At 32.0% G+C, this 24,089-nt stretch carries 22 protein-coding genes; 14 read left to right on the forward strand and 8 right to left on the reverse strand.

Annotated elements, in window-relative coordinates; genetic code table 11:
• The first annotated feature begins 25 nt into the window (after positions 1-25).
• On the forward strand, positions 26-1,108 hold the full coding sequence (bioB, locus tag ABWP78_RS01905) for a biotin synthase BioB (protein ID WP_353168410.1): 1,083 nt from the start codon (positions 26-28) through the stop codon (positions 1,106-1,108).
• 142 nt (positions 1,109-1,250) lie between these two features.
• On the opposite strand, the gene ABWP78_RS01910 is transcribed toward bioB, so the two are convergent.
• From ABWP78_RS01910 to ABWP78_RS01925, 4 genes are all read right to left on the reverse strand, one after another.
• Positions 1,251-2,252, reverse strand: a complete 1,002-nt coding sequence (locus tag ABWP78_RS01910; protein WP_353168413.1) for a glycosyltransferase family protein — start codon at positions 2,250-2,252, stop codon at positions 1,251-1,253.
• A gap of 6 nt (positions 2,253-2,258) precedes the next feature.
• Positions 2,259-3,086 (reverse strand): UDP-2,3-diacylglucosamine diphosphatase, encoded by an 828-nt coding sequence (locus ABWP78_RS01915; protein ID WP_502905441.1) that lies wholly within the window; start codon positions 3,084-3,086, stop codon positions 2,259-2,261.
• A 135-nt stretch (positions 3,087-3,221) separates the two neighbouring features.
• Positions 3,222-4,472, reverse strand: coding sequence for an aspartate kinase (locus ABWP78_RS01920; RefSeq protein ID WP_353168416.1), 1,251 nt, complete (start codon positions 4,470-4,472; stop codon positions 3,222-3,224).
• A gap of 51 nt (positions 4,473-4,523) precedes the next feature.
• Entirely contained in the window at positions 4,524-5,012 is a 489-nt protein-coding gene (locus tag ABWP78_RS01925; RefSeq protein WP_353168419.1) for a GNAT family N-acetyltransferase, read from the reverse strand.
• A 234-nt stretch (positions 5,013-5,246) separates the two neighbouring features.
• On the opposite strand from ABWP78_RS01925, the gene fbp reads away from it, so the two are divergent.
• The 5 genes from fbp (at position 5,247) to ABWP78_RS01950 (ending at position 9,878) form a co-directional block, all read left to right on the forward strand.
• A complete protein-coding gene (fbp, locus tag ABWP78_RS01930) occupies positions 5,247-6,254 on the forward strand; it encodes a class 1 fructose-bisphosphatase (RefSeq protein ID WP_353168422.1) in 1,008 nt (335 codons plus the stop codon).
• Between the two features lie 79 nt (positions 6,255-6,333).
• Positions 6,334-6,924, forward strand: coding sequence for a HupE/UreJ family protein (locus tag ABWP78_RS01935; RefSeq protein WP_353168424.1), 591 nt, complete (start codon positions 6,334-6,336; stop codon positions 6,922-6,924).
• Positions 6,925-7,071: 147 nt separating this feature from the next.
• Positions 7,072-7,512, forward strand: coding sequence for a deoxycytidylate deaminase (locus ABWP78_RS01940; RefSeq protein ID WP_353168426.1), 441 nt, complete (start codon positions 7,072-7,074; stop codon positions 7,510-7,512).
• Positions 7,493-9,082 carry a S41 family peptidase gene (locus tag ABWP78_RS01945; RefSeq protein ID WP_353168427.1) on the forward strand — a complete coding sequence of 530 codons (1,590 nt, stop codon included), beginning with the start codon at positions 7,493-7,495 and terminating at the stop codon, positions 9,080-9,082. Before ABWP78_RS01940 ends, ABWP78_RS01945 begins: the two co-directional genes overlap by 20 nt.
• Positions 9,083-9,167: 85 nt before the next feature.
• Positions 9,168-9,878 carry a BamP family beta-assembly machinery protein gene (locus tag ABWP78_RS01950; RefSeq protein ID WP_353168430.1) on the forward strand — a complete coding sequence of 237 codons (711 nt, stop codon included), beginning with the start codon at positions 9,168-9,170 and terminating at the stop codon, positions 9,876-9,878.
• Positions 9,879-9,882: 4 nt separating this feature from the next.
• On the opposite strand, the gene ABWP78_RS01955 is transcribed toward ABWP78_RS01950, so the two are convergent.
• Genes ABWP78_RS01955 through ABWP78_RS01965 form a run of 3 tightly spaced genes read right to left on the reverse strand, consistent with a single transcriptional unit; the run spans position 9,883 to position 11,313 of the window.
• A complete protein-coding gene (locus tag ABWP78_RS01955) occupies positions 9,883-10,491 on the reverse strand; it encodes an NAD(P)/FAD-dependent oxidoreductase (protein ID WP_353168431.1) in 609 nt (202 codons plus the stop codon).
• Position 10,492: 1 nt separating this feature from the next.
• Entirely contained in the window at positions 10,493-10,687 is a 195-nt protein-coding gene (locus tag ABWP78_RS01960; RefSeq protein WP_291241761.1) for a hypothetical protein, read from the reverse strand.
• A gap of 53 nt (positions 10,688-10,740) precedes the next feature.
• The gene (locus tag ABWP78_RS01965; RefSeq protein WP_353168432.1) at positions 10,741-11,313 is read right to left on the reverse strand and encodes a MarC family protein; all 573 of its coding nucleotides are present in this window, start codon (positions 11,311-11,313) and stop codon (positions 10,741-10,743) included.
• Between the two features lie 101 nt (positions 11,314-11,414).
• On the opposite strand from ABWP78_RS01965, the gene ABWP78_RS01970 reads away from it, so the two are divergent.
• From ABWP78_RS01970 to ABWP78_RS01995, 6 genes are all read left to right on the forward strand, one after another.
• The gene (locus ABWP78_RS01970) at positions 11,415-11,981 is read left to right on the forward strand and encodes a DUF3109 family protein (protein ID WP_353168433.1); all 567 of its coding nucleotides are present in this window, start codon (positions 11,415-11,417) and stop codon (positions 11,979-11,981) included.
• Between the two features lie 267 nt (positions 11,982-12,248).
• Positions 12,249-13,226, forward strand: a complete 978-nt coding sequence (locus tag ABWP78_RS01975; protein ID WP_353168435.1) for a ribonucleotide-diphosphate reductase subunit beta — start codon at positions 12,249-12,251, stop codon at positions 13,224-13,226.
• A 167-nt stretch (positions 13,227-13,393) separates the two neighbouring features.
• Positions 13,394-15,823, forward strand: a complete 2,430-nt coding sequence (locus ABWP78_RS01980) for a ribonucleoside-diphosphate reductase subunit alpha (RefSeq protein WP_353168437.1) — start codon at positions 13,394-13,396, stop codon at positions 15,821-15,823.
• Between the two features lie 83 nt (positions 15,824-15,906).
• Positions 15,907-16,128 carry a hypothetical protein gene (locus ABWP78_RS01985; RefSeq protein WP_291241755.1) on the forward strand — a complete coding sequence of 74 codons (222 nt, stop codon included), beginning with the start codon at positions 15,907-15,909 and terminating at the stop codon, positions 16,126-16,128.
• A gap of 76 nt (positions 16,129-16,204) precedes the next feature.
• Positions 16,205-17,548, forward strand: a complete 1,344-nt coding sequence (locus tag ABWP78_RS01990) for a deoxyguanosinetriphosphate triphosphohydrolase (RefSeq protein WP_353168554.1) — start codon at positions 16,205-16,207, stop codon at positions 17,546-17,548.
• Between the two features lie 89 nt (positions 17,549-17,637).
• On the forward strand, positions 17,638-20,940 hold the full coding sequence (locus ABWP78_RS01995; RefSeq protein ID WP_353168439.1) for a PA domain-containing protein: 3,303 nt from the start codon (positions 17,638-17,640) through the stop codon (positions 20,938-20,940).
• 57 nt (positions 20,941-20,997) lie between these two features.
• On the opposite strand, the gene rsmG is transcribed toward ABWP78_RS01995, so the two are convergent.
• The gene (gene rsmG / locus ABWP78_RS02000) at positions 20,998-21,627 is read right to left on the reverse strand and encodes a 16S rRNA (guanine(527)-N(7))-methyltransferase RsmG (protein ID WP_353168441.1); all 630 of its coding nucleotides are present in this window, start codon (positions 21,625-21,627) and stop codon (positions 20,998-21,000) included.
• Between the two features lie 108 nt (positions 21,628-21,735).
• On the opposite strand from rsmG, the gene ABWP78_RS02005 reads away from it, so the two are divergent.
• Both ABWP78_RS02005 and ABWP78_RS02010 read left to right on the forward strand, forming a co-directional pair.
• Positions 21,736-22,833: a fatty acid desaturase family protein gene (locus tag ABWP78_RS02005; protein WP_353168443.1), complete on the forward strand. Its 1,098-nt coding sequence runs from the start codon at positions 21,736-21,738 to the stop codon at positions 22,831-22,833.
• A gap of 58 nt (positions 22,834-22,891) precedes the next feature.
• Positions 22,892-24,079, forward strand: a complete 1,188-nt coding sequence (locus tag ABWP78_RS02010) for a pyridoxal phosphate-dependent aminotransferase (RefSeq protein WP_353168444.1) — start codon at positions 22,892-22,894, stop codon at positions 24,077-24,079.
• The last annotated feature ends 10 nt before the right edge of the window (positions 24,080-24,089 follow it).

Genomic DNA, 24,089 nt, shown 5'->3' on the forward strand with positions numbered 1-24,089 from the left:
TTTTGAAGCATTAATTTATGATTTTATGAGTGTTACCAAACATAATTGGACGAAAGAAGAAATAATTGCTATTTACAATAAACCATTAATGGATTTGTTGTTTGATGCCGCTTCAATTCACCGAGAACATCACGATCCGAATACGGTTCAAGTTTCTACACTATTATCAATTAAAACAGGTGGATGTCCTGAAGATTGTGGGTATTGTCCGCAAGCTGCCAGATATCATACGGATGTTGAAGGAAATGATTTAATGTCTGTATCACAAGTAAAAGCACAAGCGTTACGAGCAAAATCTTCCGGTTCATCTCGTGTTTGTATGGGTGCGGCTTGGCGTAATGTTAAAGATGGACCAGAATTTGATCAAGTGTTAGAAATGGTTCGTACTATTAATAAATTGGATATGGAAGTGTGTTGTACTTTAGGTATGATTACCGAAAATCAAGCACATCGTTTGGCAGAAGCGGGTTTGTATGCTTACAATCACAATTTAGATTCATCAGAAGAATATTATAAAGAAGTAATTTCAACTCGTGGTTTTGAGGACAGACTAGAAACTATTGAAAACGTTAGAAAAACCAATGTTACAGTTTGTAGCGGTGGAATTATTGGAATGGGTGAGAGTATTGAAGATAGAGCAGGAATGTTAGTAGCACTTTCTACATTAAACCCGCAACCAGAATCAGTGCCAATTAATGCTTTAGTTGCGGTTGAAGGTACGCCATTAGAAGATGAAAAACCAGTTGAAATATGGGAAATGATTCGTATGGTTGCCACTACTAGAATTATAATGCCTGAAACACAAGTAAGATTATCCGCAGGAAGAACTAATATGAGTAGAGAAGGACAAGCGATGTGCTTCTTCGCAGGTGCCAATTCTATTTTTGCAGGTGATAAATTACTTACTACACCAAATCCTGATGTAAATGAAGATATGAAAATGTTTGAAATGCTTGGATTAAATCCGCAAAAACCATTCATTAAAAAAATGCAACCTGAAACAGTAGAAGCACAAGATTCTAAATTTGAAGCTTTAGGCGAGAAACCAAAATGGAGCCGACCAGAACATAAAATTGAAAGAAATTTAGAAGCTTCTGGTAAAAAGTAAGCTTTATTTAATATTCCATAGAAATAGAAAATCCCATATCTGAAAAGATATGGGATTTTTTAAGTTATAAAAAGGAAAAGAGCGACTATTTACCAACCAAATAAAATGAGAAAAAACTACTTTCTGTCACCCTTTGTCCAATTTATACAAATATTAACTCGTTATTAGTTTGTGTGTTTTCTAAAATAACGTCTTCAATTATATCTTCAATATTGCTAGTATAATTTACAGGTATAATTCTATTAGATAAAACCCACATTTCTATTAAATTGAAATCCAAGTTTTTAGCTGTTAATACACCCATTTTTTTCAATGCGAAGGCGTTACATTCTTGTTCAATTTGTTTTTTGATAGGGATAACAAATAGTTTCTTATTCAAGAATAGCGTTTCGGCAGGTAATTCAAATCCTGCATTACATAAAACGCCAGCACTATTTGCTATTGATTTTAAAAATTCGTTTTCGTCAATTGGAAATACCGTGCAATTATTTGCCGTGTAAGACGAAGTGGCAGCTTTTGAAAATATAATCCAATTAGCAGATGTTTTTTTCAACTCTTTAATTATTTTTATATCTGAAAATGACGGCAAATACACAACATAATGCCCGGCATTTGAAGTTTTTAAGTCGCTTATTTTTTTTCTGATAACCGGTTTAAAAATTTGCTCATTGTATTCTTCAAAGTGAAATCCATATTTCTTAACAACGGGTGCGTAGTTTTTAAAAATTTTCCAACTCAACCATTTAATTTTTTTAGGTTTTGGTGTTTCATTAAAAAATAAAGATGATTGATGTGATAATGCCACAATATTTCCTCCTTTAAATTTGCAAGCCCAAGCTGAAATGGGTTCGTAATCGTTAATAATTAGATCGTATTGATGTACGTTTAACTTTAAGACTTGATATATAAATTGAACGTAATTATTTTTAAATAGCGTTTTCAAGAAAGATACATTTCCGTTACTTCCATAAAATAAAGAAATCCCATTAAAATCCAGAGCTACAGGAAAGCCCAATTGAATTTGCGATTGACTACCACTTGTTAAAACGGTAACTTCGCCATATTTTTCTAATAATGGAATAATTTCTTGAGCTCTTGCTAAATGACCATTTCCAGTTTTTTGTACGGCATATAATATTTTCATATTCTTTTAGTTAAATGAAACAACTTCTTTAATTAATTCATCAATATTTTTCAAAACAACATCTTGGTGGTCGAAATCTAATTCTTCTTTAAAATCATTTTTGTCGTAGGTATATATTTTCCAGTTTTTGTTATGATATTCTAACGCGGTTAAGTTTTCAATCCAATCACCACTATTTAAATACACACATCTTCCGTTTTTACTTTCTACTTCTCTAATTTGAGGATGATGAATATGTCCACAAATTACATAGTCAAATTCATTTTCTATGGCTAATTCTGTTGCGGCATTTTCAAAATCACTAATAAATTTCAGTGCTTTTTTTACGTTGTTTTTTATTTTTTTAGAAAACGAAAATTTCTCTCTTCCTATTCGCGTTAAAAACCAATTAGATAATACGTTTAAACGAATTAAAAAATCGTACCCAATACCGCCTAATTTGGCAATCCATTTAGAATGTTGTACGGATGCGTCAAAAACATCGCCGTGAAAAAACCAGGCTTTTTTACCATCAAGGGTCATTATTTTTTTATTCGTCAATTCAATATTTCCGAAAGATGTATCTGCAAATCGACGTAAAAATTCATCATGATTTCCTAAAATATAAACTACTTCAGTCCCTTTTGAGGCCAAATCAATAATTTTTTTAATCACTTTTAAATGATATTTTGGAAAATAACTTTTGCTAAATTGCCAGATGTCTATAAAATCGCCATTAATGATTAATGTTTTTGGAGAAACAGATTTTAAATAAGTAAAAAGTTCTTTTGCTTGACAGCCATATGTACCCAGATGGGTATCGGAAATAACTACAACATCAACTGCTCTTGCCATAATACGATTCTGTATTGTTTAGACAAAGTAACAGCTTGTTTGTTAACTAAATGACATCAGAAAATTAAGAAATCGCTATAAAACACACTTCAACGTTTGTCATCCTGAAAGGGTCTCTCGTGAAGTTTTTGGTATTTACTGCGTTACAATTTGCAACGTTTCGCGGCTAATTTGTTTCACTAAAACGTTCTTGTCTTTTTCAATCACTTCTGCAGAAATGGTATCAAAATGACGAATGGTGTATAATAAAACGTTCTCATTGAAAGAAACTTTGAATTTTTTTGATAAAATGGTTTTCAAATCTTTAAATTTATCAAAAGTATCTTCGATACAAACAGAAAAACTAATGGCTGTATTTTGAATTAAACTTACTTTGATTTTATATTTATGAAATAAAGCGAATATTTCACTAATATTTTCTTCCATTATAAATGAAAAATCTATTGAGGAAAGCGATACTAAAATTTGATTTTTCTTTACAATAAAACATGAAGTTTTTGGTTCTAAATCTACACCAGTGCCTACTTTTGTGCCAGGTAGCGTTGGGTTTATAAATGATTTCACATAAAGTGGAATTTCTTTTTTCTGTAAAGGCTGTAAGGTTTTTGGATGTATTACACTTGCGCCATAAAAGGCCAATTCAATTGCTTCTCTGTACGAAATTTGATTCAGCAACACTGCATTTTCAAAATACCTTGGATCGGCATTTAAAACACCCGGTACGTCTTTCCAAATTGTTACACTTTCAGCTCCTAAGCAGTAGGCAAAAATGGCAGCCGTATAATCAGATCCTTCACGACCTAACGTTGTGGTAAAGTTGTTTTCATCTGAACCAATAAATCCTTGGGTAATAAATAACGATTTTTTTCTATTTATTTTAGAAATCAATTTTTGAGTGTATTCCCAATTTACATCAGCATCTCTGTAATTGGCATCGGTTTTTATATACTGACGCACATCTAACCATTGATTTTGAATCCCTGCAGCATTTAGATAATGACTTACAATAGTGGTAGAAACCATTTCTCCAATACTTATTATCTGGTCGTAAACAAAGGGATAGTTTGGCGATTTGTTACTTCTTACAAAATATTCTAAATCATCAAAATGCGTATTTACGTCAAAAAACACCTCGTGCTCCTCATCATCAAATAAATCTAATAAAATTTGATTGTGATATTTTCTTATGTCTTGTAAAGAAGCATATAATTCATTAGACTTTTCAAAATAATTTTTAATTACTACTTCAAGCGCATTTGTAGTTTTCCCCATAGCGGAAATCACTAACAATACATCTTCATATCCAACAGTTTGTAATACATTAAATACGTTTTTTATTCCTGCAGCATCTTTTACAGAAGCGCCCCCAAATTTAAATATTTTCATAACTTTTCAATTACAATATTAAAATTTCAAATCCCAATTGGTTATTGAATTTTAATGAGTTGTTTTTTCTATATTATTTATAAATGTGTCTATTCCTATTTCATCCATATGAACCACGCGCCAATCACCTAAAACAGATGCCCCGCTTTTTTTGTAAAATTCAATAGCAGGTGTGTTCCAATCTAACACGTTCCATTCTATTCGTCTTACGTTATCTTTTTTGCCTTGTTTTATAATTTCGGTATACAACGCATAACCTGCGCCAGTTCCTCTGTTTTTTTCTTTAACAATTAAATCTTCTAAATGAATGGTTTTTCCCTTCCAAGTTGAAAATCGATAGTAATACAAAGCTACACCAATAATTTCATTTTGCACTTCTGCTACAAAAGTATAAAATAAAGGATTCTCAGAAAAGCCATCTCGCACTAAATCTTCTATAGTTACAACCACAGCATTCGGTTCTTTTTCAAAAATAGCTAATTCTGTAATTAAAGCCAAAACTTCTGGCATATCTTCTGGTATTCCTTTTCTTATAATCATTTTTTTTGAAGCTATTTCCTGCTTTCCACTATATCTTTTTATTTTATGTTGCCTTCGAGAACCTCAGTCAACATAAAATAAAAAGGATGTCGTTACAATCAGGGCTATTTTACATCTGTTTTTCAATACATTCTTTTGCAAAAATACATATACACAAACAACTTTCTAAATTAATTTCGCATTATCACAAAAATAACGATATTTGCACAACAATTCTACTCAATCGATTTCGTAATGGAACAAAGCAACAAAACCTTAGGTGAATACATCATCGAAAATCAAAATGCATTTCAATATTCGTCTGGCGAATTATCCCGAATTATCAACTCCATCCGTTTAGCAGCAAAAGTAGTTAACTACAAAGTAAACAAAGCAGGTTTGGTAGATATTGTAGGTGCCGCTGGAGATCAAAACATTCAAGGTGAAGACCAACAAAAACTGGATGTTTATGCCAATGAAGTTTTTATTCAAACATTAATAAACCGAGAAATTGTTTGCGGTATAGCTTCCGAAGAGAATGACGATTTTATTACGGTTGCAGGTTCAGATAAAAGTCATAATAACAAGTATATAGTATTAATGGATCCGCTTGACGGCTCTTCAAATATTGATGTGAACGTATCTGTTGGAACAATTTTTTCAGTTTACAGAAGAATAACGCCAGTTGGAACGCCAGTAACTTTAGAAGATTTTTTACAACCAGGAATCAATCAAGTAGCGGCAGGATATGTTATTTATGGTACGTCAACTATGTTGGTGTATACAACCGGTTGTGGCGTTAACGGATTTACCTTAAACCCAGCTATCGGAACATTTTATTTGTCGCATCCCAATATGAAATTTCCTGAAAATGGCAGTATTTATTCTATAAACGAAGGAAATTATGTGCATTTTCCTCAAGGGGTGAAAAATTACATAAAATATTGCCAATTAGAAGAAAACGACCGACCATATACCTCAAGATATATAGGAAGTTTAGTATCTGATTTTCATAGAAATATGATTAAAGGAGGCATTTATATTTATCCAACCAGTTCTAAATCCCCTAAAGGAAAATTACGTTTGTTATACGAATGCAATCCAATGGCATTTATTGCCGAACAAGCAGGAGGAAAATCTTCTGATGGGTTTGGAAGAACTATGGAAATTATCCCAACCGAATTACATCAACGCGTTCCGTTTTTCTGCGGCGTAAAAAATATGGTGGAAAAAGCCGAGGAATTTATGGAACAAGCAAAATAAAAACACCAAGCGGCAGAAATGTCGCTTTTTTATTTCCTAAAAATTCTGTAAGTTTGAAAAACCTTTTAAATGAAATGGTATGCAAGAATTTTTAATCTACTTCAATATGGGATTAAAGCATGTGTTAGATATCACGGCTTATGACCATATCGTTTTTCTAATTGCGTTACTAATTCCGTATACCTTTAAAGATTGGAAACGCGTGTTTTTATTGGTTAGTTTGTTTACTTTAGGACATACATTAGCCTTAATTTTATCTGTTTTTGGGGTGGTTTCTATTTCGGTAACTGTTGTAGAATTCCTTATTCCAATTACTATTTTAATCACTGCTTTGTATCATTTATTTACTGCTGGCAAATCGGCAAAAAAAGATACGATTACGTTTGTAGCTTTTGTAACTGTGTGTTTCGGATTAATTCACGGACTTGGATTTTCAAATTATTTTAATACCATAATGGTAGGTTCAGGAATGAATAAGTTAGTTCCTTTATTAGAATTTGCTTTGGGAATAGAAGCCGCTCAACTAATAGTGGTTCTTGCCGTATTGCTTATTGCCTATATTCTTCAAACTTTTTTCCGTTTTTCAAAAAGAGATTGGGCTTTGGTATTGTCAGGATGTATAATTGGTGTAGTTTTGCCAATGATATTACAAAGCGAAATTTTTAAATAGAAGTTATTTTCACAGAGCTACACAAAGAGTTCGCAGAGTAACACAAAATTAGTATTAATTCCATATAATATGTTCTAAAAGTATTAAAAAATAAAAACTTTGCGAACCTTAGCGAGGACCTTTGCGTTTCTTTGCGGTAAATTTATTATGAAAGAAAAAAAATTAAAATACGATTTAGCCTATTTACGCATCGCAACCGAATGGGGAAAATTATCTTATTGTAAACGCAAACAAGTTGGTGCTATTATTGTTAAAGATAAAATGATAATTTCTGACGGCTATAATGGTACACCAAGTGGCTTTGAAAATTGTTGTGAAGATGAAGAAAATCTAACAAAATGGTATGTGCTTCACGCAGAGGCAAATGCTATATTAAAAGTGGCGCGATCTACACAATCTTGTGAAGGTGCAACTTTGTATATTACGCTTTCGCCTTGTAAAGAATGTAGCAAATTAATTCATCAATCCGGTATAAAACGCGTGGTGTATTTAAATGAATATAAAGACACTTCTGGTGTAGATTTTTTAAAAAAAGCAGGTGTTGAAGCCGAACATTTACATGTAGTTGATGAGCAAAAAACAAAGTAAATACTATATTTTTATTCCTATATTCATTGCCTTATCATTTGCTGGCGGATTGCTTTTAGGCAGTAAATTAGACGCGTTAAATCAAGTAAATATTGGTGCTAAAACAAAAGGAAAATTAAAATTAAATCAGCTAATTGATTTTATTGATACGGAATATGTAGATAAAATTAATACCGATTCCATTGTAGATTTAACCGTTTCCGGAATTTTAGAAAATCTCGATCCACATTCTATTTACATTCCAAAAGAACAATTGGCATCGGTTAATGAAAGTATGGAAGGAAATTTTGTAGGCATTGGCGTAAATTTTTATATGTACAATGATACGTTAACGGTTATTAAACCCATTCCAAACGGCCCTTCTGCAAAAGCAGGAATACAATCAGGAGATAGAATTTTATTCGCCAATAACAAGCAACTTTTCAAAAAAAAATACCAATCAGAAAATTTATTTCCAATTTTAAAAGGTGAAATTGATACGCCTGTTAATTTGGTAGTGTATAGAAAATCTGAAAACAAAAAATTTAAAGTAACTGTTGTTAGAAATTTAATTCCAGTTAAAAGTATAGATGTTGCCACAAAAATTAACGATAAAACAGGTTATATTAAAGTAAATCGATTTGCCGAAACAACTTATAATGAATTTCATAACGCCTTAGTTTCTTTAAAAAAGCAAGGAAGTAAAGAAGTAATTATTGATTTAAGAGAAAATGGTGGCGGTTACTTAGAAATGGCGGTTGCAATGGCCGATGAATTCTTAAAAGACAAGCAAGTAATCGTTAAAACAAAAAATAAAAAAGGAAATGTAGATGTGTCTTACGCTACTTCAAAAGGTGTTTTTGAAACAGGGCGTTTGTATGTATTAATTGATGAAAATAGTGCTTCGGCAAGTGAGATTTTTGCTGGTGCCATTCAGGATAACGACAGAGGAACTATAATTGGGCGTCGCTCTTTCGGAAAAGGATTGGTGCAACGCGAAATGAAAATGAATGATGGTTCTGCAGTACGATTAACCATTGCAAGATATTATACACCATCTGGAAGAAGTATTCAAAAACCTTATGAAGACAAAGGCGAAAAGTATTTTAACGAATTTGAAAAACGTTTTTTAAGTGGCGAATTATACGAAGCAGATAGCATTAAAGTAGCCGATAGTTTAAAATTTAAAACCAAAAAAGGCAGAATTGTTTACGGCGGCGGCGGAATTATCCCTGATGTATTTGTACCGATTGAAAAAAATCACAATAAAGAAGGTTTAGAATTACTTCTGCAATCGGAAATAATGAGCTATTATGCCTTTGAAAAATTAGATGAAAATCGAGCATTTTTCAGTAAAATGAATGCGACACAATTAAAAAACGAATTGTTCAATAAAGACAAATATTTTACTCAATTTAAAGAATATATCACTTCAAATGGCTTGCTTTTTACTATATCCAATCAAAAGGAACAGGTGCTAACGTATTTATATGCTGAATTTTCAAAACAATTATTTAACGACACTTCGTATTATCAAATTGTACTTCCAAAAGATAAAATGATAAATAAAGTGTTAGAAAAACAGAGATAATTTAAGAAAACCTTTACACACTTTGTATTTTGCTTAACAGATGGATATTTTAAATAGTCTTTTTTTGATTTTCTAAAATTATGGTGTGAAAATTAAAATTACGCTGTTTCTTTTTTGCTTTGTTTGGTTTCAAAATTGTATTTCCCAAAATATTACAGGAAAAGTAATCGCTAATAATTTGCCAATAAATAAAGTTGAGGTAATTAATATAAATAGCAAAGAAGTTATAAATACAAATCAAGAAGGTGCTTTCGAAATCAAAGCTGCAACAGGAAATTGGATTACATTTTATCATAAAAATTACGATGTCGTAAAAATATATGTGGATTCGTTGTTTGATTACTCTAAAAGTTTAGAAATTAAATTATCCGAAAAATCAATTAAGATTGAAGAAGTTTTGGTTGAAAAAAAACAACCTTTTTTAAAAGGATTGAAAACAGGAATGCCAGTAATTCCCTATAATAAACCAAGCGTGAGTTTTAATGATGGTTCTATTCCAAATGGGATGGATTTTATAGCAATTGGTAAAATGATTATTGGATTGTTTAAAAATATAGATAAAATAAGGATAAAAGAAAAAGAGCCTGTTCAATTCAGAACGTTTACTGCTCAAAGTTACAATAATGAGTTCTTAATGAAGAGTTTGAAATTAAAACAAGAAGAAATTGAAGAATTTCTAAATTATTGTAGTTTTGATTCCAAATCAAAAGAAGCAGTTGAAAATATGAATAGAATTACCTTGCTTCAATTTTTAATTGAAAAATCTGAAGAATTTAAAAAACTATATCAAAAATAACAACCTATTCTTTCACAGCATCGTGAATCTGAACAGGTTTTCCATCATTCCATAAAGTCAACACATCGGTTGCAGCACTTGCGCCACTTCCAGCAGCAATTACAAGTTGACTTCTATGTCCAGCTAAAGTTCCGATAGCATAAATACCTTCAGTTACCAAATGATCGTTATTTTCTAACTGAATTCTGTTTTTCTCTGGAGCCGATTTTTTGTGTGGAATAATGTAGTTTTCCAAACCTTCAATCGTAAACGGATTTCCAGCGCCAATACCAATCATAATTAGTTTTGAATGATAGGTGTTTTTATTTGTAGTAATTGTGAAGTTATTAAATTCACCAGAAATTCTTACAACTTTTTCGCCTTCAATTTGTAAAATTTGTGGATATAAATTTTGTAAATGTTCCAAACTACTATTTAATAAATTACGCCCTAAAGTTCCAGGTGCAATTCCGTATGCATTATTAAATATAGCGTTTTGTAAAGAAGAACTTTTTTGATGTGCAACAATGCCAATTTGTTTATCAGCTATAAAAGATTTCTCTTTAGCTGAACCAAAAATTAAAGCAGCAGAAATTCCAGAAACACCGCCGCCTATTATTAAAATATCAAACATATTATTTTGTTTGTTCTACTACTTTTTTCGCAACTCTAAAAAGTGTTACTATAAGGATAGCGCAAAACGAAGCAATAATTCCAATTATAGCAATCGTGCTTTCACCTTCAAATGGTTTTTCAAAATCAATTTTTGTAGCATTAAAAATAATTGTGATTACAGATAATGCGATAATAATGTAACTAAATATTTTCATTTTCATTTTTTTTAAATTGCCTGAGGCTCTCTATGGCAACAATTTATTCTAAATTATACAAACAATCCTTTGACGTTTGCGGCAAATAACTTGATTGAAATGGCTAACAAAATTATGCCAAAAACTTTTCTAATAATACCCAATCCGTTAACGCCTAATAATTTTTCAATTTTTCCAGACGATTTTAAAACAGCGTATACCAAAATAACGTTTATTATAATGGCAATAATTATATTAATTTTATCATAGGTAGCACGTAAAGATAATAAAGTTGTCATAGTTCCAGCGCCAGCAATTAAAGGAAAGGCAATTGGCACAATAGAAGCGGTTGTTGGGTTGTCTTCTTTATATAATCGTACCCCTAAAATCATTTCTAAAGCTAAGAAAAATAACACAAACGAACCTGCAACAGCAAACGAATTGGCGTCAATACCAATTAATTTTAATATTTCTTCTCCTACAAATAAAAAAGCAATCATAATAATAGCCGAAACTATAGTTGCCTTTTCCGATTGTATATGTCCAATTTTACTTCGTAAATCTACAATAATAGGAATACTCCCTAAAATATCAATTACTGCAAATAATATTATCGATATGGTAAAAACTTCTTTCCAGTCAATCATAAATCTTTTTTACAAAGATACGGATTAAGTTCAATTGGCACGATGGTTAATTAAAAATTGAGATTTATAATCACTACATTTGCACTTTAAACAAAAAATGTATGTTTCAACTTCAAAAAACCATAGTTTCCGAAGAAATTTTAGAAAAAGACTTTGTATGTAATTTAGCGGCTTGTAAAGGTGCTTGCTGTGTAGATGGCGATGCTGGTGCCCCTTTAACCCAAGAAGAGACTCAAATCTTAGCTGATATTTATCCAAAAGTAAAACCATTTTTACGAAAAGAAGGTATTGCCGCAATTGAAGCACAAGGAACGCACGTTATTGGAACGGATGGCGAATTAGAAACTACACTAATTGATGGGAAAGATTGCGCGTATGTAATTTTTGACAAAAAAACGGCACTTTGCGGGATTGAACAAGCCTATAATCAAGGAGAAGTAAGTTGGAAAAAACCAGTTTCGTGTCATTTATATCCTATCCGAGTAAAAGAATATTCGGATTTTTCAGCGGTAAATTATCACAAATGGCATATTTGTTCAGACGCTTGCGCTTTAGGAGCGGAATTACAAGTACCTGTTTATAAATTTGTAAAAGAAGCTTTGGTTAGAAAATTTGGAATAGAATGGTATGAAGAATTAGAAAAAGTAGCCAAAGATTTAAAAAAATAAGTCCCAAAAAAACATCTTAAAAATCGTGTTAGTAGTTGTGTTTTCAGCTGATTAACCCGAATTTTTTATTTTGTTTAACGTTGTTTAATACATTGATAATCAATAATTTATAAAAATTATTTTTAATTTTACAATTAGGCACGATTGTTAAAAACTTCTTCAAATTGTGAATAAGTTTGGCTTTTATTATTCAATGGAATTATTGAAATTTGTAAAGTTAATAATTAAGAGAATCTATTTCACTTAAAATATAAAAATCAATTACTTATGTCAATCGTTGAACCAATTTTACAAGAAAATAAAAACAGATTTGTAATTTTTCCTATCAAACACCACGACATTTGGGAATGGTATAAAAAAATGGAAGCTAGTTTTTGGACAGCTGAAGAAATTGATCTGTCTCAAGATTTAAATGATTGGAATAACAAGCTATCTCCCGATGAAAAATATTTCATCAAACACATTTTAGCCTTTTTTGCAGCTTCTGATGGAATTGTAAATGAAAACTTAGCTGAAAATTTCGTAAATGAAGTACAATATGCGGAAGCTAAATTTTTCTATGGGTTCCAAATTATGATGGAAAATATCCATTCAGAAACTTATTCGCTTTTAATTGATACTTATGTAAAGGATGAAGCAGAAAAAAACGATTTATTTAACGCTTTAGATGTGTTTCCTGCTATCAAGAAAAAAGCAGATTGGGCATTAAAATGGATTGAATCGGATTCTTTTGCCGAACGTTTAATTGCTTTTGCAGCTGTAGAAGGAATTTTCTTCTCAGGAGCATTTTGTTCTATTTACTGGTTGAAAAAACGTGGATTAATGCCAGGCTTAACCTTTTCTAACGAGTTAATTTCTCGTGACGAAGGCGTACATTGCGATTTTGCTGTACACTTACACAATCATCATTTAGTTAATAAAGTTTCAAAAGATCGTATTCGAACCATTATTGTTGATGCGTTAACTATCGAAAGAGAATTTATTACAGAATCTTTACCTGTTTCATTAATTGGAATGAATGCCGGTTTAATGACGCAATACTTAGAATTTGTAGCCGATAGATTATTAGTAGAATTAGGATGCGATAGAGAATACAATACTTCAAATCCGTTTGATTTTATGGATATGATTTCTTTACAAGGAAAAACAAATTTCTTTGAGAAAAAAGTTGCCGAATATCAAAAAGCAGGTGTTATGAATACAGACACCGAAGCACAAAAAATTACTTTTGATGCTGCTTTTTAAGTTTTAAACTTACAATACAGAATTCCCAAATTCTTGCATTAACTTTTCCTAAATGTAAGTCGCTTTTGTTCTTAAAAAGCGGCAAGCCCTACTTACTGGCCAAAAAATAAGTAATACAAATAACCCGAATCAGTAAAGGGATTTGCTGTTTCAAAAAAACAAAAACTATGTACGTAATTAAAAGAGATGGCCATAAAGAGCCAGTAAGTTTTGACAAAATCACAGACAGAATTAAAAAACTGTGCTATGGTTTAAACGATTTAGTAGATGCTGTAAAAGTAGCTATGCGAGTTATTGAAGGTTTGTACGATGGGGTAACTACTTCAGAATTAGATAACTTAGCAGCTGAAACGGCCGCTTCAATGACCATTGCTCACCCAGATTACGCACAATTGGCAGCTCGTATCGCCATTTCAAATTTACATAAAAATACCAACAAATCCTTCTCGGAAACGATGAGTGAAATGTACCATTATGTAAATCCAAGAACCAATCAAGAAGCACCGCTTTTATCTGAAGAAGTGCATAAAGTAATTCAAGAAAATGCAGAATTTTTAAATTCTCATATCATATATAATAGAGATTTTAATTACGATTATTTCGGCTTTAAAACTTTGGAGCGTTCGTATTTGTTAAGAATAAACGGTAAAATTGTAGAACGTCCGCAACACATGCTAATGCGTGTTTCTGTAGGAATTCACTTAAATGATTTACCAGCAGTGTTGGAAACATACGACTTAATGTCGAAAAAATTCTTCACACACGCTACACCAACATTATTTAATGCAGGTACCCCAAAACCGCAAATGTCATCTTGTTTCCTTTTAGCAATGCAAGACGACAGTATTGATGGAATTTACGACACCTTAAAACAAACTGCAAAAATTTCACAATCAGCCGGTGGAATTGGATTGTCAATTCACAATGTTCGCGCCACAGGTTCATACATTCGTGGTACAAACGGAACATCTAACGGAATTGTCCCTATGTTACGTGTGTTTAATGATACTGCGCGTTACGTAGATCAAGGTGGTGGAAAACGAAAAGGAAGTTTTGCCATTTACATTGAAACTTGGCATGCCGATATTTTCGATTTCTTAGACTTGAAAAAGAATACAGGTAAAGAAGAAATGCGTGCTCGTGATTTGTTTTTTGCTATGTGGACATCAGATTTATTCATGAAACGTGTACAAGAAGATGGGCTTTGGACGTTAATGTGTCCGAATGAATGTCCAGGTTTATATGATGTTCATGGTGAAGAATTTGAAGCACTTTACACGTCGTATGAAGCAGCAGGAAAAGGTAGAAAAACCATTAAAACACATGAGTTATGGGAAAAAATTCTAGAATCGCAAATTGAAACTGGAACACCATACATGTTGTACAAAGATGCGGCAAACAGAAAATCAAATCAGAAAAATTTAGGTACCATTCGTTCTTCGAATTTATGTACCGAAATTATGGAATTTACTTCTAAAGATGAAATTGCTGTTTGTAATTTAGCATCACTTTCATTACCTATGTTTGTTGAAAATGGAGTATTTAATCACGATTTATTTTACACCGTTACCAAACGTGTAACTAAAAACTTAAATAAAGTAATTGATAGAAATTATTATCCAGTAATTGAAGGAGAAAATTCTAACAAGCGTCATAGACCAATTGGACTAGGTGTGCAAGGTTTAGCCGATGCTTTCATTATGTTGCGATTGCCTTTTACAAGTGATGAAGCAAAAACATTGAATCAAGAAATCTTTGAAACTATGTATTTTGCAGCAGTAACTGCTTCTATGGAAATGGCAAAAGAAGAAGGGCCGTATTCTAGTTTTGAAGGTTCTCCAATTTCTCAAGGAGAATTCCAATACAACCTTTGGGGAATTCAAGATTCGGATTTGTCTGGTCGTTGGGATTGGGCTAGTTTAAGAAAAGAAGTGATGGAATTTGGAGTACGAAACTCGTTATTAGTGGCGCCAATGCCAACGGCGTCTACTTCTCAAATTTTAGGAAATAACGAGGCATTTGAACCGTATACTTCAAACATTTACACACGTAGAGTATTATCTGGAGAGTTTATAGTAGTAAACAAACATTTACTGGAAGATTTAGTAAAATTAGGCTTGTGGACAGAAGATTTAAAACAAGAATTAATGCGTGAAAACGGATCGGTTCAAAATTTAAATATTCCTCAAGATTTAAAAGAATTATATAAAACGGTTTGGGAAATGTCAATGAAAGATATTATTGATATGTCGCGTCACCGTGGGTATTTCGTAGATCAATCGCAGTCGTTAAACTTATTTATGCAAAATGCAAATTACGCAAAATTAACGTCTATGCACTTTTACGCTTGGCAATCAGGTTTAAAAACGGGAATGTATTATTTAAGAACAAAAGCGGCAGTTGATGCGATTAAATTTACTTTAAATAACGATAAAAAAGCAGAACCCATACAAAATATTCAAGCCAAAGAACAATTAGAAGTGGTGGAAGCAGCAGTGGAGCCAGTAAATGAAACTATGTCTGCGGAAGAGTACAAAGCTATGATTGAATTGGCTAAAAATGCGGGTCCAGAAGATTGCGAAATGTGTGGTTCATAATTAGAAAATAAATTGAAATAGTTTTTCAAAACAGGCATTATTTTTAATGCCTGTTTTTTTATACCTTTGAAAAAAATAAAATCATGGCAAAAGAAAAAGGAGTTTATACAGGATTAATTGAACAAGACGCCGACGGAAATTTTTTCTGTGGGCCCTATATGTTAGATTATAAATTAGTGGTTTCAAAGTTTAAAATTGGCGATGAGGTTAATTTGAAAACCGTTATAGAAAATCCAAGCGATAAAAGTTATGATAAGTATCCAAAAAAATCAAGTTTGTTTTTCTTATCTAATTTAAAAGAGTAAATTTAAAATCCTTCAATACGAAGGATTTTTTTATTTCTAAATTCCTATCTTCGTATTTCTAAAACTTAACACAATGATGAAGTGGGAACAACTTTTGTCTTTAAAACGACAAGGCGACACGAGTAAAAGATTACGAAAAGAGCAAGACGATACCCGTTTAGGTTTTGAAGTAGATTACGATAGAATTATATTTTCTTCAGAATTTCGTTTGCTTCAAGACAAAACACAAGTAATTCCGCTTTCTAAAACAGATTTTGTGCATACGCGTTTGACACATAGTTTGGAAGTTTCTGTTGTTGGTCGTTCCATTGGAAGATTGGTTGGAAAAAAAATTTTAGAAAAATACCCACATTTACAAGAAATACACGGCTATCAATTAAACGACTTTGGAGCTATTGTTGCAGCAGCTTGCTTGTCGCACGACATTGGTAATCCCCCATTTGGACATTCTGGAGAAAAAGCAATTGGAGAATATTTTTCTTCAGGAAGTGGACAGAAATACAAGTCGGATGTAACGGAAAAAGAGTGGCAAGATATTGTTGATTTTGAAGGAAATGCAAATGGTTTTTCTATTTTAACATCAACTAGAGAAGGAGTAGAAGGCGCGTTACGATTATCATACGCCACTTTAGGAACATTTATGAAATATCCGAAAGAAAGTTTGCCTAAAAAGCCAACTTCAAATATTTGTGATAAAAAGTACGGATTTTTTCAACAAGACAAACAATTCTTTCAAGAAGTAGCTTCCGAGTTGGGCATGATTTCAAACAAATCGAATCCTGATGTAGGATATTTTCGTCATCCTTTAGCCTTTTTAGTGGAGGCTGCGGATGATATTTGCTATACAATTATTGATTTTGAAGATGGTATAAAACTTGGGTTAATTAATGAAGATTTTGCCTTAGAATATTTAATAAAATTGGTCCAAAAATCTATTGATTCTAAAAAATATAACGAACTTAAAACCAAAGAAGACCGAATTAGTTATTTACGAGCATTGGCTATTGGAAGCTTAATAAATGATGCAGTTTCTGTATTTATGGAAAATGAAACAGCCATATTGAAAGGAGAATTTTCAGTTTCTTTAATGGATAAAAGTCAGTATAAAGCTCAAATTTCTGATATTATTGAAATTAGCGTCAAAAACATCTATCAATCAAAAGAAGTAATTGAAAAAGAAATTATTGGTTATCGAGTAATTCATACACTTTTAGATGTTTTTATTCAAGCTCACATAAACACATCAACTAATTCGGGTTCAAATTTTGATAAATTAATAATGAATATCCTTCCAGAAAAATACAAAACAAATAAAGAAACGATGTACGATAAATTATTGAACATTTGTCAATTTGTTTCATTATTAACTGACGGAAAAGCAATCGAAATTTACAAAATTATCAATGCAACTAAAATATAATTGAACAAAATAAAAAAGAATATTAATTTTTTTGTGTTTTACTCATTTATAGATTAATTTTGAGCTTTATTATGTAACCCAAACTGTTTATGAAAAAGTACTTACTATTAGTTATTGGAATTTCTTTATTTAATTTTATCAGTTGCACTGAATCAAAAATACTTAACTCAAAAGTTAAAAAAGTAGTATCTGTAAGAAATACTGCATTTAAAAAATCAAAAGATTATTCAATTTTACCGAAAATTAAGACAAACTCAGTTGAGAATTTACAACTAGTTTCAGTAAAGCCAATTTCTAAATTTGATGATATAATGGCTTTACATGCTTGTTATTTGTCTGAAAGCCCATATAAAGAAACCCTTAAAAAATCAAAAATTGAAAGACAAGCTTTAGGGCTTCCGCCAAATAAATATTACGAAAGTGACTGGGAAGCAACAATGGATCCAGCAATTGGACGTCCTACTCCTGAGAAACTTGAACTATTAAGACAAAAACTTCAAAAACAGCAAATTGAAGATTTAGCTTTAAATAGAACTCCTGGAGACGGAACTGACAATAGCTGGGTTGAACGAGGTCCAACAAATGTTGGTGGTAGAACAAGAGCCGTAATTTTTGATCCAAATGATTCAACAAATGAAACCGTTTTTGCTGGAGGTGTAAGCGGAGGAATTTGGAAAAATACAAATATTTCTAATGAAAATTCTGAATGGACTCGTGTAAATATTCCAGATAATTTAAATGTTACTTGTATTGCGGTTGATCCAAACAATCCAAGTATTTTTTATGCTGGAACAGGGGAATCTTATGTTGGAGGTGACGTAACAGGTGATGGACTTTGGAAATCAACAAATGGGGGAAGTAATTGGATAAAAGTTTTAGGAGGTGTTTCGGCTCTTACGTTTTATCAATCAGGCTCTAATATTACCGTGAATTCACCGATTACAAGTTCATTTTCTGCAATTGAAACAACTGATTTTGGCGTGCCAATTACAACAGCTATAACATCAAATATTGTTTTGGTAGATGATGGCACAACGCTTCCAAATGAAGGTTGTGGACCGTTTATAAATGCTGCATCTGTTAATGGTAAAATTGCATTGATAAAAAGAGGAACTTGTCCGTTTATTCAAAAATGTACTAATGCTGTTAATGCCGGAGCTATAGCCGTAATTGTGATTAATAATGTATCAGGGATTCCCGCTGCTATGGGTGGTGTGGATACTTTTGGATCGGTTACAATTCCGTCAGTTGCAATTTCACAACAAGATGGTAATACATTAATTACTGCACTAGAGAATGGACCCGTAAATGTTACCTTAAACCCATTAAATTCTTCTATTCTTACTGCAAATTTTGTTCCAGGTATTCAACATATTAATGATGTTGCGATTAGAAATAATGCAGGGATTTCAGAAATATATGTAGCCGCTGCTTCAACACCAACTGCTGGGGCACTTTTAGGGGGCTATGAATATGGTTTATACAAGTCTTCGAATAATGGTACTACTTGGACGGAAGTTGCTTTACCACTAACAAGCAATGGAAGCAAAACAGCTCCAAATGATATAGAAATTACATCTGGCGGAAAAATATGGTTGTCATCAACTAATAATTCTTTATATGGACTTGGTGGCGGTAGAATATTTTCTTCTACAGATGGTGTCACCTTTCAACTAAAACATAGTATCCCATCTGGTGAAAGAACTCAAATTGCAGTTTCTAAAATAAATCCTGACAAGGTGTATGTTTTAGCTGAAATACCAAACTCGGTAGTAATTGTAAAAACGCTTAATAGTTTTACCACTACAACCAATTTAGCTTTACCAGTTGATGCTGATACTGGAATCCCTTCAAATGATTTCACTAGAGGACAAGCTTTTTATGATTTATTGATTGCTGCTGACCCGGTAAATGATGAAGTACTATATCTAGGAGGTATAGATTTATTTAAGTCAACAAATGGAGGTACTTCTTATATGCAACTTTCTCATTGGTATGGCGGTTTTAGTTATCAAGATGTTCATGCAGATCAACATGGTTTAGCATTTGGAAATGGCCCTTCAGGTAATTCTAAAATAGTATTTGGTAATGACGGCGGAGTATACTATTCTCCAGATGGAGGTTTCTTAACAACTTCAAGAAATAACGGATTTAATGTAACCCAATTTTATAGTGTGGGTGTAGCACCTGTAGGAGCAGTTGGTGGAAATTTATTTAATGACTATTTTGCTGCAGGGGCTCAAGACAACGGCACACAATATTTTTCATCTGTTCCTTCGGGTCTAAATACAAGTGTAACAGCTCAAGGTGGCGACGGAGCATTTACAATGTTTGATCAAGGAGCAAATAAATATTTTATTTCAAATTATGTTTATAATCGCAGTATAAATAGAAGAACTACAGATGGAACTCTAAAAGTAATAAATAGTGAATCAACAACTAATGGAGCATTCATTTGCCCAATGGTTTTAGATTCAAGTCTAGATATATTATATTCCGATTATTCTTCAGGTACAACCTATCAAATTAGAAGATATACTAATGTTGGGTTAACTGGTACAGTAGTAAAAACTATTTTAACAAATGCACTGCTAACAAATTCACCTTCTGCTTTCGCCGTCTCTAAATATACAACTAGCTCAACTACATTACTTGTTGGTACTAGAAATGGAAAAGTTTTAAGACTCACCAATGCTAATACAACCCCAACTTGGACTGATATATCTTCATCGGCTTTTGTAGGAACAATATCAGATATTGAATATGGCACCTCTAATGACGAAATTTTTGTAACCATGAGTAACTATAACGTTACAAGTATTTGGTATACTTCTAACGGCACAGCTGCAACTCCAACATGGGTAAACAAAGAAGGGAATTTCCCTGACATTCCTGTTAGATGTATTCTTCAAAACCCATTATTGCCAACTACAGAAGTAATTATAGGTTCAGATTTAGGAGTTTGGTTTACAAATAATTTTAACGCAGCTAGTCCAACTTGGTATCAATCTTATAACGGAATGCGTAATGTGAAAGTTACAGATTTAGACTTAAGAAATGATAATGTGGTTTTTGCTGCTACTTATGGAAGAGGAATTTTCTCTGGTTCATTTACTAATGCAGTTTTAACTAATGAAACGTTTACTAACAATAAAAATGTATCCACATATCCAAATCCAGTTAAAGATAATTTAAATATAAATATTAAAGATTTTTCTGGTGAGATTTCGGTAAAAATTATTGATGTTAACGGAAGAGAAGTATTAAATCAAAATATTACTAATTTCAACGGTTCAAATGCTGTAGAACTTTCTAGATTTGCATCAGGGATTTATATATTGAAATTAACCGGTGAAGGTTTAAATTATTCTGAAAAAATTATTTTAGAATAAAAAAAATTTTAAACTAACATAAAAAAAGCCTGTTTATCAAACAGGCTTTTTTAGTTATTATGATTTATACTTTAATGGTAAATACACCACTTTCTTAGTTTCAAAAAATTCTTCTTCAAAAAATTCTGGTAAATTATACAGTTGAACCGTTTTATATGCGGCCAACTCTTCTGTTAAATCACCACCTTTTAAATACAAAATTCCGTTTTTTAATTCGTGAACAGAATTTTTCTTAGTTTTGTCTTTTGTCCATTTTACGAAATCAGGCATATTAGTTACCGCTCGGCTTACAATAAAATCAAACTCTTCTTTAACTAATTCAGCTCTTTTTTGTTCTGCTTTAACGTTCTTTAAACCCAAACCTTTTGCTACTTCTTGAACCACTTTTATTTTTTTTGCGATAATATCTATCAAATAAAATTGTGTTTCAGGAAATAAAATAGCCAATGGAATTCCAGGGAAACCTCCTCCTGTTCCTACATCTAAAATTGATGCACCAGGCTGAAAATCAATTACTTTTGCTATGCCTAAAGAATGCAACACGTGTCTAGAATATAGCTCGTCTATGTCTTTTCTTGAAATTACATTAATTTTCGAATTCCAATCAATATACAAATCGTATAATTTTGTGAATTGTTCAATCTGAATTGGGGTTAAATCAGGGAAATATTTTAATATCAGTTCCAAATTATTGTTTATTTTTTACAAAAATACAATTTTTATATGATATGATATTTATCATAATAACTTTTCGATAAATAGTAGTACATTTGTGAATTAATTTAAAATATTTAGATGAAAATGCAAACACTAACTTTTTCAAGAACAGATAAAAATCAATTTTTTAGAACACTAAATAAAAGAGTTAACGACTATTTTAAAGAACATAATATTGATAAAACAGGGAACTGGAAGTTACACATTAAAACGTGCATTATGTTCAGTTTATTTTTTATCCCGTTTTTTCTAATATTTTTCATTGAAATTCCTGTTTTAGTATATCTTTTGGCATCAATTATCATAGGTATTGGTATGGCCGGCGTCGGAATGAATGTAATGCATGATGGAAATCATGGTTCATATTCTTCTAAAACTTGGTTAAATAAAATAATGGGTGGAAGTATCTATATTTTAGCTGGTAATGTGTATAATTGGCAAGTACAGCACAATGTATTACACCACACTTACACTAATATTCCTGGTCATGATGAAGATTTAGATGCAGGAAGAGTTATCCGTTTCACTAAGGAAGCTACTTGGTATAAATTTCATGCTTTTCAACACTATTATTCTATATTTTTATATGGATTACTTACCATTAATTGGTGTTTAACTACAGATTTTAAACAAATGGGGGGTTATTTAAAAAGAAAATTATCTTATGGTAATACACCAAATCCAAAAACACTTTGGACAGGTTTAGTAATTTCTAAGATAGTATATTTTAGTTTTTGGATTGTATTACCTTTAGTTTTTGGTGTTGCCAGTTGGTGGGTAATATTAATTGGGTTTTTCATAATGCATTATACAGCTGGAATGATATTAAGTATTGTTTTTCAATTAGCACATATTACAGAAGACACCATTAACCCACATCCAAACGAAGAAGGTGAAATCGAAAATACTTGGGCCATACACCAACTTTTAACTACAGTTAACTTTGCTCCTAAAAATTGGATTGTTAATTGGTATACTGGCGGACTAAATCATCAAATAGAACACCATATTTTTCCAAATATAAGCCATATTCACTATGGCAAAATTGCAGAATTCGTAAAACAAACTGCAGCCGAATGCGAGTTACCTTATTTCGAATATCAAACTATGCGAAGTGCGGTTATAGCTCATTTCAGACATTTGAAAGAACTTGGTCAACAGCCACATATAGCCTAAGAAAACTGAGACGCGATTTATCGCGTTTCTTCATTTATACCATATTTAACAATTTAATATGAATACTATTTTATCAGAAAGAATTAATAATCTTTCCGTATCTCAAACGTTGGCAATGGCAGCGTTAGCAAGAGAACTAAAACTACAAGGAAAAGACATAATTAGTTTAAGCCTAGGCGAACCAGATTTCAACACGCCAGATTTTATCAAAGATGCGGCCAAGCAAGCCATCGATGATAATTATTCAACCTATTCACCTGTGGATGGTTATTTAGATTTGAAAGAAGCCATTTGTGCAAAATTTAAAAGAGATAATAATCTAAACTATACGCCAAATCAAGTAGTTGTTTCAACAGGTGCAAAACAATCTTTATACAATATTGCACAAGTAATGCTTAACGATGGTGATGAAGTTATACTTCCAGCGCCTTTTTGGGTATCTTACTTTGAGATCATCAAACTTTCTGGAGGAATTCCAGTTGAAGTACCAACTTCAGTTGAAACAAATTTCAAAATTACAGCCGAGCAATTAGAAGCAGCCATCACACCAAAAACAAAAATGATGTGGTTCAGTTCGCCTTGTAATCCTTCAGGTTCAGTTTATAGCAAAGAAGAATTAACTGCTTTAGTTTCCGTTTTAAAAAAATATCCAAATATTTACGTCGTTTCAGATGAAATATATGAACATATTAATTATACTAACGAGTATTGTTCAATTGGTTCAATTGAAGGGATGGAAAACAATACCATTACAGTAAATGGTGTGGCAAAAGCATTTGCGATGACAGGATGGAGAATTGGTTACATCGGTGCTCCAGAATTTATAGCAAAAGCCTGTACAAAAATACAAGGACAAGTAACAAGTGGTGCCAATTCAATTGCACAACGAGCAACAATTGCGGCATTACAAGCAAATCCTTCTCAAATAAAATATATGGTAGATGCTTTTCATAAACGCCGCGATTTAGTTTTCGGATTAATGAAAGATATTCCAGGTTTCAAATTAACCAATCCAGAAGGAGCTTTTTACGTGTTTCCTGATGTTTCTTATTACTTTGGAAAAACAGTAAGAGGAACTGAAATTAAAGACGCTACAGATTTTGCTATGTATTTATTAGCCGAAGCCAACGTAGCAACCGTAACTGGCGAAGCATTCGGAAGTCCAAATTGTTTACGACTATCCTACGCAACAAGCGAAGAACTTCTTATTGAAGCTATCAAAAGAATCAAAGACGCTTTAATTTAATATATCGCCC

The organism is Flavobacterium sp. (assembly GCF_040402955.1).
GTDB lineage: Bacteria > Bacteroidota > Bacteroidia > Flavobacteriales > Flavobacteriaceae > Flavobacterium.

Bases quoted from the DNA above. Each gene is read 5' to 3' on its own strand.
- bioB (WP_353168410.1), top strand. From the start codon at position 26: ATGAGTGTTACCAAACATAATTGGACGAAAGAAGAAATAATTGCTATT.
- ABWP78_RS01910 (WP_353168413.1), bottom strand. From the start codon at position 2,252: ATGAAAATATTATATGCCGTACAAAAAACTGGAAATGGTCATTTAGCA.
- ABWP78_RS01915 (WP_502905441.1), bottom strand. From the start codon at position 3,086: ATGGCAAGAGCAGTTGATGTTGTAGTTATTTCCGATACCCATCTGGGT.
- ABWP78_RS01920 (WP_353168416.1), bottom strand. From the start codon at position 4,472: ATGAAAATATTTAAATTTGGGGGCGCTTCTGTAAAAGATGCTGCAGGA.
- ABWP78_RS01925 (WP_353168419.1), bottom strand. From the start codon at position 5,012: ATGATTATAAGAAAAGGAATACCAGAAGATATGCCAGAAGTTTTGGCT.
- fbp (WP_353168422.1), top strand. From the start codon at position 5,247: ATGGAACAAAGCAACAAAACCTTAGGTGAATACATCATCGAAAATCAA.
- ABWP78_RS01935 (WP_353168424.1), top strand. From the start codon at position 6,334: ATGCAAGAATTTTTAATCTACTTCAATATGGGATTAAAGCATGTGTTA.
- ABWP78_RS01940 (WP_353168426.1), top strand. From the start codon at position 7,072: ATGAAAGAAAAAAAATTAAAATACGATTTAGCCTATTTACGCATCGCA.
- ABWP78_RS01945 (WP_353168427.1), top strand. From the start codon at position 7,493: ATGAGCAAAAAACAAAGTAAATACTATATTTTTATTCCTATATTCATT.
- ABWP78_RS01955 (WP_353168431.1), bottom strand. From the start codon at position 10,491: ATGTTTGATATTTTAATAATAGGCGGCGGTGTTTCTGGAATTTCTGCT.
- ABWP78_RS01960 (WP_291241761.1), bottom strand. From the start codon at position 10,687: ATGAAAATATTTAGTTACATTATTATCGCATTATCTGTAATCACAATT.
- ABWP78_RS01965 (WP_353168432.1), bottom strand. From the start codon at position 11,313: ATGATTGACTGGAAAGAAGTTTTTACCATATCGATAATATTATTTGCA.
- ABWP78_RS01970 (WP_353168433.1), top strand. From the start codon at position 11,415: ATGTTTCAACTTCAAAAAACCATAGTTTCCGAAGAAATTTTAGAAAAA.
- ABWP78_RS01975 (WP_353168435.1), top strand. From the start codon at position 12,249: ATGTCAATCGTTGAACCAATTTTACAAGAAAATAAAAACAGATTTGTA.
- ABWP78_RS01980 (WP_353168437.1), top strand. From the start codon at position 13,394: ATGTACGTAATTAAAAGAGATGGCCATAAAGAGCCAGTAAGTTTTGAC.
- ABWP78_RS01985 (WP_291241755.1), top strand. From the start codon at position 15,907: ATGGCAAAAGAAAAAGGAGTTTATACAGGATTAATTGAACAAGACGCC.
- ABWP78_RS01990 (WP_353168554.1), top strand. From the start codon at position 16,205: ATGAAGTGGGAACAACTTTTGTCTTTAAAACGACAAGGCGACACGAGT.
- ABWP78_RS01995 (WP_353168439.1), top strand. From the start codon at position 17,638: ATGAAAAAGTACTTACTATTAGTTATTGGAATTTCTTTATTTAATTTT.
- ABWP78_RS02005 (WP_353168443.1), top strand. From the start codon at position 21,736: ATGAAAATGCAAACACTAACTTTTTCAAGAACAGATAAAAATCAATTT.
- ABWP78_RS02010 (WP_353168444.1), top strand. From the start codon at position 22,892: ATGAATACTATTTTATCAGAAAGAATTAATAATCTTTCCGTATCTCAA.